General features: G+C 73.3%; 11 protein-coding genes. 5 read left to right on the top strand and 6 right to left on the bottom strand.

Translation table 11 applies throughout. The features are described 5' to 3' along the window. Nucleotides 1-3: 3 nt before the first annotated feature. Complete coding sequence (locus ACIBQ8_RS44820; RefSeq protein ID WP_397172313.1) at nucleotides 4-387, bottom strand: ChaB family protein; 384 nt, start codon at nucleotides 385-387, stop codon at nucleotides 4-6. 13 nt (nucleotides 388-400) lie between these two features. Beyond that, entirely contained in the window at nucleotides 401-682 is a 282-nt protein-coding gene (locus ACIBQ8_RS44815; RefSeq protein ID WP_352319513.1) for a hypothetical protein, read from the bottom strand. 38 nt (nucleotides 683-720) lie between these two features. Between ACIBQ8_RS44815 and ACIBQ8_RS44810 the strand changes: the two genes are divergently transcribed. The 3 genes from ACIBQ8_RS44810 (at nucleotide 721) to ACIBQ8_RS44800 (ending at nucleotide 5,133) form a co-directional block, all read left to right on the top strand. Next, on the top strand, nucleotides 721-1,230 hold the full coding sequence (locus tag ACIBQ8_RS44810; protein WP_397172315.1) for a shikimate kinase: 510 nt from the start codon (nucleotides 721-723) through the stop codon (nucleotides 1,228-1,230). 12 nt (nucleotides 1,231-1,242) lie between these two features. Beyond that, nucleotides 1,243-1,797 carry a GNAT family N-acetyltransferase gene (locus tag ACIBQ8_RS44805; protein WP_397195191.1) on the top strand — a complete coding sequence of 185 codons (555 nt, stop codon included), beginning with the start codon at nucleotides 1,243-1,245 and terminating at the stop codon, nucleotides 1,795-1,797. A gap of 105 nt (nucleotides 1,798-1,902) precedes the next feature. Continuing rightward, nucleotides 1,903-5,133, top strand: a complete 3,231-nt coding sequence (locus tag ACIBQ8_RS44800; protein WP_397195190.1) for a protein kinase — start codon at nucleotides 1,903-1,905, stop codon at nucleotides 5,131-5,133. Between the two features lie 13 nt (nucleotides 5,134-5,146). Here the strand turns inward: ACIBQ8_RS44800 and ACIBQ8_RS44795 are convergent, their stop codons facing one another. Then, nucleotides 5,147-6,868 (bottom strand): serine/threonine-protein kinase, encoded by a 1,722-nt coding sequence (locus ACIBQ8_RS44795; protein WP_397195189.1) that lies wholly within the window; start codon nucleotides 6,866-6,868, stop codon nucleotides 5,147-5,149. Nucleotides 6,869-6,950: 82 nt separating this feature from the next. Between ACIBQ8_RS44795 and ACIBQ8_RS44790 the strand changes: the two genes are divergently transcribed. Both ACIBQ8_RS44790 and ACIBQ8_RS44785 read left to right on the top strand, forming a co-directional pair. Next, nucleotides 6,951-8,081 (top strand): alpha-hydroxy-acid oxidizing protein, encoded by a 1,131-nt coding sequence (locus tag ACIBQ8_RS44790; RefSeq protein WP_397195188.1) that lies wholly within the window; start codon nucleotides 6,951-6,953, stop codon nucleotides 8,079-8,081. Nucleotides 8,082-8,131: 50 nt separating this feature from the next. Further along, nucleotides 8,132-9,238, top strand: coding sequence for a winged helix DNA-binding domain-containing protein (locus tag ACIBQ8_RS44785; RefSeq protein WP_397195187.1), 1,107 nt, complete (start codon nucleotides 8,132-8,134; stop codon nucleotides 9,236-9,238). Here the strand turns inward: ACIBQ8_RS44785 and ACIBQ8_RS44780 are convergent. The 3 genes from ACIBQ8_RS44780 to ACIBQ8_RS44770 are packed head-to-tail and all read right to left on the bottom strand — an operon-like array spanning nucleotide 9,209 to nucleotide 12,164. Continuing rightward, on the bottom strand, nucleotides 9,209-10,030 hold the full coding sequence (locus ACIBQ8_RS44780) for a carbohydrate ABC transporter permease (protein WP_397195186.1): 822 nt from the start codon (nucleotides 10,028-10,030) through the stop codon (nucleotides 9,209-9,211). The two genes, ACIBQ8_RS44785 and ACIBQ8_RS44780, sit on opposite strands and share 30 nt — an antisense overlap. Then, the gene (locus ACIBQ8_RS44775) at nucleotides 10,027-10,917 is read right to left on the bottom strand and encodes a carbohydrate ABC transporter permease (protein ID WP_397195185.1); all 891 of its coding nucleotides are present in this window, start codon (nucleotides 10,915-10,917) and stop codon (nucleotides 10,027-10,029) included. The genes ACIBQ8_RS44780 and ACIBQ8_RS44775 overlap by 4 nt, the downstream gene beginning before the upstream one ends. After that, nucleotides 10,914-12,164 carry an extracellular solute-binding protein gene (locus ACIBQ8_RS44770; RefSeq protein WP_397195184.1) on the bottom strand — a complete coding sequence of 417 codons (1,251 nt, stop codon included), beginning with the start codon at nucleotides 12,162-12,164 and terminating at the stop codon, nucleotides 10,914-10,916. Before ACIBQ8_RS44770 ends, ACIBQ8_RS44775 begins: the two co-directional genes overlap by 4 nt. Nucleotides 12,165-12,220: the final 56 nt, after the last annotated feature.

Here is a 12,220-nt window from a genome sequence, read left to right as displayed (position 1 = left end):
GAACTAGCGGGCTTTCGCCGTGGCCTTCCTGTTGGCCTTCTTGATGGCGTCCACCAGCTCCTTCTTGGTCATCCTGGATCGGCCGCGCACCCCGAGCCTGGACGCCACGCCCTGCAAGTGCTCCTTGCTGGCGTTGGCGTCCACGCCCTCCTGGGTCCTGCCGGAGCGGTCGGTCGCGCCCTTGTCGGACGGTCCCTTCTCCCCCTTGGGCTCCCAGTGGTCCCCCACCTTCTCGAAGGAGTGCTTGAGTGCGGCGAACGCGGTCATGTGCGCGCGCCTGCCCTCTCCGTACTCCTTCACGGCGGAGTCGTGCGCCTTGATCCACGTGTTCTGTGCCTTCTTCGGCGAACGCTTGATGGTCGACGGCAGCTCGTCAACGGCTGGCATGTCGATTCACCTCCTACAGCGGCGGCTCGTCGTAGTGGCGGCGCTCCTCATACACCGTGGTCCTGCGGGTCTCCGGCTCCTCGTAGATCTCGTGCCGGTGCACCGGCTCGTCGATCGGGCCGACCGCCCTGCGGGTGACGCTGATCCGGTAGATGCCGAACAGCAGCCCCGCCAGGCCGCCGAGCATGAGGATGACGCCCACGACGTTGATGTCGAGACCGGCGAGGTCGAACTCGACGGCCCAGGTGAGGATCGCACCGAGCATGATGAGGATGATGCTTCCGGCGATGGTCATCAGATTTACCTCCTTGACACGAAGGAACCTCTATCCACATGTCGAAAAACAAACCAGTCGTGGTGATCGGGCTGATGGGATCGGGTAAGACGACCGCGGGCCGCCTCCTCGCCACCGCGCTGGGGATGCCGTTCACCGACAGCGACCCGTTCCTGGAGAGAGAGCACGGCGGCACGGCGGCGCAGATCGCCGTCCGCGAAGGGGCCGAGGCGCTGCACCGGTACGAGGCCGAGCACGTGCTGGCGGCGCTGGCGGGCGAGCCGAAGGTGATCGCGGCGGCGGCCAGCACCGTGGAGGACCCCCGGGTGCGCGAGGCGCTGCGCGAGGCGTTCGTGGTCTGGGTGGACGCCGCCGACGCCGTCCTGGCCCGGCGCATGAGCTCGGGGGCGCACCGTCCCGAGTTCCAGCCGGCGCAGATGCGGGCCCGGCGCGAGGGCTACTTCCAGCAGGTGGCGGACCTGACGTGCGACGTCGGCGTGCTGACCCCCGAGGAGGTGCGCGACGCGGCCCTGCGGAAAATGGGTTTGCCCGCCGATGAGCAGGACTGATACCCAGAGGGGATGTTCGCCGAGAAACCCACTTTGACGGGTGAGCGCGTCAGGCTGCTCCCGGTCGGCCCCGAGCACGTCGAGGGCCTGATCACGTTGATCAGCGATCCGGAGGTGCAGCGGCTGACGGGCTCGCACGGCGAGGTCGACCACGACGTGGCCCGCCAGTGGTACAGCACGAGGGGCGAGCACGCCGACCGCCTCGACCTGGCCATCATGGCCGGCGACGAGTACGTCGGCGAGGTCGTGCTCAACGAGCTCGACCGGCACAACCTGTCGTGCAACCTGCGGATCGCGCTGATCGGCGCGCGGGTCTTCGGCAAGGGCTACGGCACCGAGGCGATCGAGCTGGTCCTCGGCCACGCCTTCGCCACCACGCCGCTGCACCGCATCGGCCTCGGCGTCTTCACCTTCAACGACCGGGCGCGGCACGTCTACAAGAAGATCGGGTTCGTGGAGGAGGGCGTGCAGCGCGACACCCTGCTGTGGGAGGGCGAGTGGCACGACTCCGTGACGATGTCGGTGCTGCGGCCGGAGTGGCAGTCAAGATCCGGAAGCCTGGCATAATGATCATGACGCATGGGTCCCCCGAGGCGCGCGGGGGACCTGTGGTCGTTCACCGACAACCAACGGCCGGTCCGGCGCATCTAAGCATCAGTGACGATGCGCTTGGTGCCTGGTGATCCCGAGAGGCTGGGCGGCTTCTGGCTGGCCGCCCGGCTCGGCGCGGGCGCGCGCGGGGTGGTCTACGACGCCTACGACGACGAGGGCCGCCGCTACGCGGTGAAGGTGCCCCGGGTCGAGGTCGAGCCGGTCGCGCGGGTGAGCTGCCCGCATCTGGCGGAGGTGGTCGCCTCCGGGGTCGATCACGGCATCCCCTACGTGGTGAGCGAGTTCGTCGACGGGCCCGACCTGCGGCAGGCGGTCGAGCGGCACGGGCCGTACCGGGGCGAGGAGCTGGCGGCGCTGGCCGGCGCGCTGGCCGGGGCGTTGCGCACGCTGCACGCGGCCGGGCTGACGCACCGCGATCTGCGGCCGGAGAGCGTGCTGCTGGCGGCGGGCGGCCCCAAGGTGATCGACATGGGGGCGGCGGTCGGCGGGTCGCTGGGGGCGACGTGCACGTACCTGGCCCCCGAGATCCTGACCGGCAGCGGCCACGAGCCGGCGACGGACGTCTTCTCCTGGGGGGCCGTGGTGCTCTACGCGGCCACGGGCGGCGACCCGTTCTCCGGGCGGAGTCTCGGCGCGGTGCTGCACCGGCTGCTGACCGTCGACCCCGACCTGAGCGCCCTGCCCGACGGGCTGCGCGAGCTGGTCGGGCGGGCGCTGGCCAAAGACCCCGCCGCCCGTCCCGCGGCCGACGAGCTGCTGGTCGAGGCCGACCCGGCCGCGTTGCGCCCGCCGGCGGGCGTGGCCGGGCACAGGTCGCTCGGCGAGCTGGCCGAGCGCGTCTACGCCGGGCTCACGCCGCGCCAGCAGGAGGCGGTGCCGGGCCTGCTGCTGCGCCTGATGGACGGCGACGACCCCCACGACGAGGGCGGCGTGCTGGCCCCGCTGATGGACGCCGGGCTGCTCGTGCGCCGCAGCGTGCGGGTGCCGCCGACCGAGACCGCGGTCGGCAAGCTCGTGGCCGTGCGCGACGACCGGGTCGCGCCGGCCAGTGCCGCGCTCTACCGGGCCTGGCCACGCCTGCGCGGCTGGGTGGCCGACGAGCGCGACGGCCTGGCCGTCCACCGCGAGCTGCGCCTGGCGGCCGACCGGTGGTCGCGCCACCGGCGCGGGCACACCTACCTCTACCGGGGCGACCGGCTCGACACGGCGCTCGGCTGGGCCGCGGCCAAGCGCCGCCACCTGCGGCTCAGCCAGCTCGAACGCGACTTCATCGGCGCGAGCGTGGCCATGTCCAAGCAGCGCAGGCGGCTGCTGCGCCCCTCGATGGCGACCCTGGCCGCCGCGCTGGCCGTCGCGGTGTCGATGTCCGCCGTCTCGCTCAACGGCGAGCGGGAGCTGCGCGGGCACCTTCTGGAGGCCAACGCGCGGGCCGTGGCCGCCCGTGCCGAGGCGCTGCGCTCCTCCGACCCGCGCACGGCGATGCGGCTGAGCGTGGCGGCCTGGCGGATGTCGCCGGTGTTCGAGGCGCGGGTGGCGTTGCAGGCCTCGCTGGCGCAGCCGGAGCTGGGCGTGTTCACCGACCCCGCGGCCGACGAGCGGGCCGGCTACCTGCTGCGCGGCGACGACCTGGTCAGGTGGCGCGACCGCACGCTGACCGTCTGGGACGTGCGCAGCGGCCGGCAGCTCGCCGCGCACGCGCTCCCCGAGGGCAGCGCCGCGCTGAGCGACGACGGCCGGTACGCCGAGGGCCCCGGCGGGCAGCCCGTCGAGGTGGCCACCGGCCGGGCCCCCGCGACCGGGACGTACACGATCACCAGCGGCAACCGCACCAGGGTCTACCGGGGCGCCGAGGTGCTGCTCGACGTGCTCGACCGGCGGGTGGCGGTGTCGCGCGACGGGAGCCGGGCCGCGGTCTCCGACCTGGACGGGCGGGTCGAGCTCTGGTCGCTGCCCGGCCGGGCCAAGGAGCGGGAGTTCGCCGTCCGGCCGCAGACCGGGCCGGACCGGTCTGCGCCGCCCCTGTCGTTCAGCCCCGACGGCCGCACCCTGGCGGTCGCGGGCCGCGACGGCGTGACCCTCCTGACGCCCGGCGCCGAACCGCCGCAGGGGGCCCCGACCGGCGCCGCCGCCACCGCGTTCGCGGCGGAGGCCCCCGGCGGGGAGCTGCCGGCGGACGGCTCCGCCGGCACGCCCGTGTTCAGCCCCGACGGCAGCCTGCTCGCCCTCCCCGGCCGGGACGAGGTGCGCCTGTGGAGCGTGGCCGACCGGCGGCTGGCCGGCGCCTACCGCTTCCGCGGCGACCAGCACGGCGGCCTGGCCTTCTCCGCCGACGGCCGCACCCTGCGCTACCTGAGCGGCCTGGGCTCGGTCGTCTCGCTCGACGTCTCCGGGCTGCCCGCGCCCTTCTCCGGCGTCCGCACCGCCGCGCTGTCGAGCGACGGCCGGGTGGCGGCCAAGGACGTCGGGAACGCCATCCGGCTCACCGACGTGGTGGCGCGCAAGCCGCTGGCCGAGATCGCCGCCACCGGCGACGTGGCCTTCGACGCCGCGGGCAGGCTGCTGGCCGTGGCGGGCGACCCGGTCACCGTCTGGGAGGCGTCGGGCGGCAGGAGGGTCGCCGTCATCGACGCGGGCGGCGACGTGCCCGCCGTGGCCCTGTCCCCCGGCGGCGACACGCTGGCCACCGCGCGCGGCCGGCTGCTGGAGACCTGGGACGTGCGCGCCGGCCGCCGGATCAGGGCCTACGAGGGTGCGGGCGACCTGGCGATGGCCTTCAGCCCCGACGGCTCGACGCTCGCCTCCGGCACGAACCTGCTCGACCTGCGTACCGGCGAGGTCACCCCGCTCGCCCCGGCCGCCGCCCGGCCCACCGCGCTCGCCTTCTCCCCCGACGGCCGCACGCTGGCCCTCGGGCTCGGCGGCGGACGCGTCGAGCTGTGGGACGTGCGCGGGCGCCGGCGCGCCGGCTCGGTCGAGACCGGCCCGGCCCCCGTACGCGACCTGCGCTTCTCCCCCGGCGGCGACCTGCTCGCGATCGACGCGGAACGCACCTCCCTGTGGGACGCCGGCACGCTGCGCGAGGTCGGCCAGGTCGGGTCGTGGTCCGAGGGCCTGGCCTTCAGCCAGGACGGCCGCAGGCTGCGCGGCGTGGCGGCCGACGGCAGCGTCCGCGAGAGCCCGGTCGACCCGGCGCTGACGGCGCAGGAGGTGTGCGCCCGCGCGGGCGGGCCGCTCAGCCAGGACGAGTGGACCCGGCTGATCCCGGAGAGCGGCTACCAGGGCGGCTGCTGAGCCGGGCGGCAGGTCAGGAGGCGGGGACGGTCTTGAGCACCCTGCCCTGGGGGTCGGCCGCCAGGTAGCCCGTGCGGTAGGCGTCGGTGAGGTAGATGAGCATGACCTGCTTGGGGTTGGTGAAGACGTAGTCGGGATCGATGATGACGTAGCGGGCGGTGGGCTTGCGCACGCCGAGGACGCTCTGCGCCTTCTTGAACAGGCCGGGCAAGGCGTCCCAGTTGTACTTGGCCAGGTCGACGGTCGGGGTGCGGATGGTGGAGCCGGGGCCCTCGTGGGTGGCCTTGCCGTCGCGGTAGGCGTAGCGGTCGTAGACGCCCGGGTCGTCCTTGACCGGGGCCTCGGCGGAGATGTACGTCGGGTAGACGACCATCCGGACGACCTTGGTGCCGCCCATGACCGGCTTGAGCGCCTTGATCGCGGCGCGGACGCCGTCGGCGGTGAGCAGGTTCTCCGGCTGCGGCTGCGGCTCCTCGCTCGCCTTCGGCTCCTCGACGTCGGTGGTCTCCACCGGGGTGATCTGCGGCGTGTTCGGCTGGGTCGGCTCCTCAGCGCCGCGCACGCCGGGCAGCAGCGTGTAGACCAGCACGCCGGTCACCGCCAGCGCGCCCACGGAGGCCGTCACGGCGGCGACCGGCGAACGGCGGGCGCGACGCGACGCCATGGTGCCGGCCTGCGAGAACGACGGCTCCGGCCCCCAGGGCCGCGGCCCCCCGGGCGGCACGGTGGCCCCCTGCCGCGCCCCGGGCGGCACGGTGGCCCCGTACGGCGGGCCTTGCCGGAGCGGGCCGGGCGACGGCGGGAAGTGACCCTGGTGGAGCGGTCCCGAGGGGGCGGACGGGGGGCCGGGCTGGAGCGGGGCCGGGGCGGGCTGCGGGGCGGGGGGCGGGTAGGCGGGCGGGGCCGCGCCGGGGTCGGCGGCGGCGGCGAGCATGCGGTCGAGGGTCTCGGCGTCGGGACGCCCGGCCGGGTCGCGGCGCAGCAGCGCGCCCAGCACCGGACCGAGCGGCCCGGCCCGCTCCGGCGGCGGCACGTCCTGGTTGAGCACGGCGGCCAGCGTCGCCAGCGTGGTGCTCCTGCGCAGCGGGTGGCGGCCCTCGACGGCCACGTACAGCAGCATGCCGAGCGACCACAGGTCGGAGGCGGGGTCGCCCTCGTGCCCGTTGATGCGCTCGGGCGCCATGTACTCGGGCGAGCCGATGAACGACCCGGTCGCCGTCAGGCTGGTCGACTCGCGCACGGCGGCGATCCCGAAGTCGGTGAGCACCGACCGGCCGTCCTCGCGCAGCAGCACGTTGGCGGGCTTGACGTCGCGGTGCTGGATGCCGACGGCGTGCGCGGCGCGCAGCGCGGACAGCACCTCGCGGCCCAGCCGGGCGGTCTCCCAGGGCGTCATCGGCCCGCGGGCCAGGCGGTCCTGGAGCGAGCCGCCGGTGACCAGCTCCATGACGATCCACGGGTAGCCGTCGCCGCCCGGATCGACGATGTGGTGGATGGTGGCGACGTGCGGATGGTTCAGCCGGGCCAGCGCGCGGGCCTCGCGCAGCACCCTGGCCCGCAGCTCGCGGGCGGCCTCCGGGTCGTGCTCCTCGAACGCGGGATCGGGCGGCCGGACCTCCTTCAGCGCGACCTCGCGGTGGAGGGCGGTGTCCCAGGCGCGCCACACCAGGCCCATGCCACCGCCGCCGAGCCTCTCGGTCAGCTCGAAGCGGTTGTCGATCACGCGTTTGTGCATGGGAAGCAGCGTAGGGCCGCGTCGTGGTCGCCGTCATCAGGGTGGTCGCGGCGGGGACGGGCGGGCTGGTTGGATGGGCGCCATGAACGCAGGCGACCACCAGCTCGGCATCTACCTGACGGGCATGTTCGAAGGCCGCACGCCGGAGCTGACCACCGATCTGTCGGCCCTGGAGGGCGCGGCCGGGCGGGTTCTGCCGCCCGAGGCGCTGGGGTACATCGTGCCGAGCGCGGGCAGCGGCTCGACCGCGCGGGCCAACCTGGAGGCGTTCGAGCGGCGCCGGATCGTGCCGAGGATGCTGCGCGGCGTCGCGCGGGAGCGTGACCTGTCGTGCGAGGTGCTGGGCACCCGGATGGCGGCGCCGGTGCTGGTGGCGCCCATGGGGGTGCAGACGCTGGCCCACGAGGAGGGCGAGCTCGCCACCGTGCGGGCCGCGGCCGCGGTCGGCGTCACGTACGTGCACTCGACGGCCGCCGCCCACGACTTCGAGCAGGTGGCGGCGGCCGGCGGGGACGCGCCGCGCTGGTACCAGCTCTACTGCCCGACCGACCGGGACGTGTGCCTGAGCTTCCTGCGCCGGGCCAGGGCGACCGGCCACTCGGTGCTGGTGGTCACGCTGGACACGACGCTGCTCGGCTGGCGTCCGGCCGACCTCGACCGCGGCTTCCTGCCGTTCCTGGCCGGCACGGGCCTCGCCAACTACCTGAGCGACCCCCACTTCGCCGGGGTCGAGAACCCGGTCGCCCACTGGGCGGGCATGTTCCCCAACCCCGGCCTGAGCTGGGACGACCTGTCGTTCCTGCGCGACCACTGGGACGGCCCGATCGTGCTCAAGGGCATCATGAGCACCGAGGACGCGCGCCTGGCCGCCGAGCACGGCGTCGACGGGATCGTGGTGTCCAACCACGGCGGCCGCCAGGTCGACGGCGCCCTGGCCGCGCTCGACGCGCTGCCCGGCATCGCCGAGGCGGTGGGCGACCGGCTGACGGTGCTGTTCGACTCGGGCGTGCGCACCGGGGCCGACGTGGTCAAGGCGCTCGCGCTGGGCGCGCGGGCCGTGCTGGTCGGCCGTCCCGTGCTGTACGGGCTGGCGCTGGGCGGGCAGGCGGGCGTCGAGCACGTGCTGCGCTGCCTGCTGGGCGAGCTGGACATCACGCTCGCCCTGTCCGGCTACTCCGCGCCGCACGAGCTGGGCCCCGACGCGCTCGCCTGAGGGCGCATCGAGGTCCGGAAATGACCGCGATCACCCCTACCGTTGTCCCCATGGATCCCCTCATCTCCCAGCGCGCGCTCAACCGGGCCACGCTCGACCGGCAGCTGCTGCTGCGCCGCGGCGACGGCAGCGTGCAGGAGGTCGTCGAAAGGCTCGGCGGCCTCCAGGCGCAGACCCCCCACACCTGGTACGTCGGCCTGTGGAACCGCATCGAGGGGCTCAAGCCCGAGGAGGTCTCCGGCCTGCTGGCCGGACGTGAGCTGGTGCGGCTCGCGTTGCAGCGCTCCACCATCCACCTGGTCACCGCCCGCGACTGCCTGGCCATGCGGCCGCTGCTGCAGGTCGTCACCGAGCGCATGACCCGTACGACGTTCGGCCGGCGGCTGGCGGGCGTCGACCTGGACGAGCTGGCCGCGGTCGGCCGGGCGCTGCTGGAGGAGCGTGCGATGACCTTCGCCGACCTCGGGCGGGCGCTGGCCGAGCGGTGGCCCGAGCACGACCAGCACGCGCTCGGCCAGGGCGTGCGCTGGCTGCTGCCGCTGGTCCAGGTGCCGCCGCGCGGGTTGTGGGGCAGGAGCGGGCCGGTCGCGCACACCACCGCCGAGTCGTGGCTGGGCCCGGCGGAGGTGCCGCCGATGACGCCCGCCGAGCTGGTCCGGCGCTACCTGGCCGCGTTCGGCCCGGCCTCGGTGCAGGACGCGCAGACCTGGTCGGGCCTGACCAGGCTGGGCGAGGTCGTCGAGTCCATGGACCTGGTCCGCTTCAGGGACGCCGCCGGCCGCACGCTGTACGACCTGCCGGAGGCCGTCCGCCCGGCCGAGGACGTCCCGGCCCCGGTGCGGCTGATGTACGACTTCGACAACCTGTTCCTGTCGCACGCCGACCGCTCGCGGGTGATCAGCGAGCGGGGCGCGGCCGTCATACAGGGGTCGTTCATGGGCACGAACGTGATCCCCCGGATCATCCTGGTGGACGGCGTCACCGCCGGCGACTGGACGGTGACCAGGGCCAAGGGCGTCTCCACGCTGAACGTCCACCAGTGGACGCCGATCGCCGAGCTGGACGAGGTCGAGCGGGAGGCGCGGCTGCTGCTGGAGTTCCTCGCCCCCGGCGACGAGCACGCCGTCTCAGTCCTTGACCGCCCCTCCAAGCCCTGACACGAGCCGCCGCTGCACCGCCACGAAGAAGATCAGCACCGGGATCGTCATCAGCGTCGAGGCCGCCATGATCCCGCCCCAGTCGTTCTCGTCGGGCTTGAAGAAGACGAGCAGCGCCGCGGGCAGGGTCTGGTTGTCCTTGGACGAGATGATGAAGGTGCGCGCGAAGACGAAGTCGTTCCAGGCGGTGATGAAGGAGAACACGCTGGTCGCCACCAGGCCGGGCGCGACCAGCGGGAACAGGACGCGCCACAGCACGGTCGCGCGTCCGGCCCCGTCGATCATCGCCGCCTCCTCCAGCGCCTCCGGCACCCCGGCGACGAACCCGCGCAGCATCCAGATCGCGAACGGCAGCGTGAAGGCGAGCTGCACCACCACCAGCGAGGCCAGCGTGTTGAGCAGGCCCAGGTCCCGGACCACGAAGAACAGCGGGATCGTCAGCGCCTCGACCGGCACCATCTGCGCGACCAGGAACATGATCAGCACGGTCGTCCTGAACCGGAAGGCGAACCTGGTCACGGCCACCGCGGCCAGGAAGGCGACCCCGGCCGACAGCACGACCACGAGGAGCGCCACGATCGCGCTGTTGAGCAGGTAGCGGGCGAAGTTCTCCCCGGTCAGCACCCGGACGAAGTTGTCCAGCGTCAGGTGCGACGTCCAGGGCCTGACCTCCAGCGACTGGATCTCCCCAGCCGGCTTGAGCGCCGACAGGACCATCCAGTAGAGCGGGAACGCGGTGAGCAGGGCGACCATCAGCGCGACCGCGTTGGGCAGAAGACGTCGTCGGTTCACAGGCGTTCCCCACTGCGCCGCAGCGCCCGGATGTAGAACAGGGTGATCACCAGCAGGATCAGCGTCATGACGACCGCGACGGCCGAGCCGAGCCCGTACTCGGAGGAGCCGAAGGCGATCTGGTAGGCGTAGACGTTGAGCACGGTGTTCTGTCCGGCCACGCCGCCGCCGTTGGTCATCACGTAGATCTGGGTGAAGAGCTTGAAGTCCCAGATGACCGACTGGATGACCACGATCGTGACCAGCGGCCGCAGCATCGGCACGATGATCCGCCAGAACCCCTGCCAGGCCGAGGCGCCGTCGAGCGCGGCCGCCTCCAGCACCGAGGCGGGGATGGCCCGGATGCCCGCGTACAGGGTGATCATCACCAGCGGGAACGAGTGCCACACGACCGTCGCGCCGACCACGCCGAAGGTGACCCACCGGTCGTAGAACCAGTTGAACCCGTCGATCCCGAGCACCTGGTTGACCAGGCCGAGGTCGGCGTCGAACAGGAACATCCACACGGTGGAGCCGGTCATCGCGGGGACCGCCCACGCGCCGAGCGCGGCCAGCGACAGGGCCGTCCTCGGCAGCGGCCCGGTCCTGGTCAGCAGCACGGCCAGGGCCGCGCCGACCGCCAGCGTCGCGACGACCAGCGCCGCCGCGAACCCCACGGTCTGCGCCAGCACCTCCCAGAACCGCCGGTCGCCGAGCAGCGCGGCGTAGTTGCCGAACCCGACGAACGTGCTCGGCTGCCCGCCGCTGACCTGCGCCTGCCGGTAGTCGAAGACCGACAGCAGGCCCAGCATGTAGACCGGGTAGCCGAACATGGGGACCAGCACGGCCGCCGCGGGCAGCAGGTAGAGCCAGGGGCGCCCGCGGCGGGCGGTCGAACCTCGGCTCACGAGCGGCCGAAGGCGGTCTTGACGGCCGCGGCCGCCTCGGTGGTGGCCTGCTCGACGGTGGACCGGCCGGTCGCGACCTTCTGCAGCATCGTGGGGATGACCTTGCCGTTGTCGATCTTCACCCAGGCGGGGTCGATCGGCACGAACCGGGTGCCCTTGGCCACCGTGTCCAGGAACGGCTTGACGAACGGGTCCTTGGCCGCCAGCTCGTCGCGGGCCGAGGTGAGCGTCGGCAGGTTGCCCATCGCGTCGTACATCTTGCCCTGGTACGCCTTGCCGCCCAGCAGCTTGACGAAGTCCGCGGCCAGGGTGCGGTGACCGGCGTTCTTCAGCACGCCCAGGTTGTTGCCGCCGGCGAAGGCGGGCGCGATCGAGCCCTCGGCCGCGCCGGGCAGCGGCACGACGGCGTACTTGCCGGCCGCCGCGCCGGCGTCCACGGCCGAGCGGTTGAAGTTGCCGAGTATGCCCATCGCGGCCTTGCCGCCGGCGAACAGCTCGACCGTCTTGCCGCCGGTCAGCGAGACGCACGCCTGCGGCGGGCACACCTCGTCGGTCAGCAGGTCCGTGTACGCCTTGACGCCCTTGCGCGACTGCGGCGAGTCGAGCGAGGTGATGTCGCCGCCGGCGTCCCAGACGAACGGCAGGGCGCCGAAGGTGTACTCGCCGCCGACGGCTATGCCGTACAGGTCGGGCTTCTTCCTGCGGATCGTGCGGGCGGCCTCGGTCAGGGCGCCGATGGACGCGGGCGGTTTCAGGCCGAGCTCGTCGAAGACGTCGGTGCGGTAGTAGAGGGCGCGGATGCCGATGAACCACGGCAGGCCGTACTGCTTGCCCTGGACGGAGGCCGACCTGACCAGGTCGGGGGTCAGGTCCAGGCCCTTCAGGTCCGCGGTGAGGTCGGCGAACCCGCCGGCGGCGGCGTACTCGGCCAGGTCGGTGTTGCCGTACTCGGCGACGTCCGGGGAGCTGGCCGGGTCGTTGAAGGCGCCCTTGAACTTCTCGTGCCGGGCGGGCGTGGTGGGGATGTAGGTGACCTCGACCTTGACGTCCGCGTGGGCGGCGGTGAACTCCTTGATCGCCTCGTTGACGACCTTGTCCTTGGGGGCCCGGTTGGGCTCGTCGAAGAGCCAGACGCGCAGCGTCCCCGTTCGCTCGTCGCCGCCGCCGGAGGCGGGAGCGGTCGAGGGCGCGCAGGCGGCCAGCGTGAGCAGGGCCGTTCCGGCCGCGGCAAAGTAAAGAAACTTCACTATTACCTCCTGCGCCGACACTAGGAATTCGCTCTGGAGTCGAGAAGACCTGTCAG

Origin of the sequence: Nonomuraea sp. NPDC049646 (genome assembly GCF_044465525.1) — a bacterium.
Classification (GTDB): domain Bacteria; phylum Actinomycetota; class Actinomycetes; order Streptosporangiales; family Streptosporangiaceae; genus Nonomuraea.
Note: the sequence above shows the minus strand (reverse complement) of the source record. Positions and strands in the feature narration are given on the sequence as shown.

Bases quoted from the DNA above. Each gene is read 5' to 3' on its own strand.
- ACIBQ8_RS44820 (WP_397172313.1), bottom strand. From the start codon at position 387: ATGCCAGCCGTTGACGAGCTGCCGTCGACCATCAAGCGTTCGCCGAAG.
- ACIBQ8_RS44815 (WP_352319513.1), bottom strand. From the start codon at position 682: ATGACCATCGCCGGAAGCATCATCCTCATCATGCTCGGTGCGATCCTC.
- ACIBQ8_RS44810 (WP_397172315.1), top strand. From the start codon at position 721: ATGTCGAAAAACAAACCAGTCGTGGTGATCGGGCTGATGGGATCGGGT.
- ACIBQ8_RS44805 (WP_397195191.1), top strand. From the start codon at position 1,243: ATGTTCGCCGAGAAACCCACTTTGACGGGTGAGCGCGTCAGGCTGCTC.
- ACIBQ8_RS44795 (WP_397195189.1), bottom strand. From the start codon at position 6,868: ATGCACAAACGCGTGATCGACAACCGCTTCGAGCTGACCGAGAGGCTC.
- ACIBQ8_RS44790 (WP_397195188.1), top strand. From the start codon at position 6,951: ATGAACGCAGGCGACCACCAGCTCGGCATCTACCTGACGGGCATGTTC.
- ACIBQ8_RS44785 (WP_397195187.1), top strand. From the start codon at position 8,132: ATGGATCCCCTCATCTCCCAGCGCGCGCTCAACCGGGCCACGCTCGAC.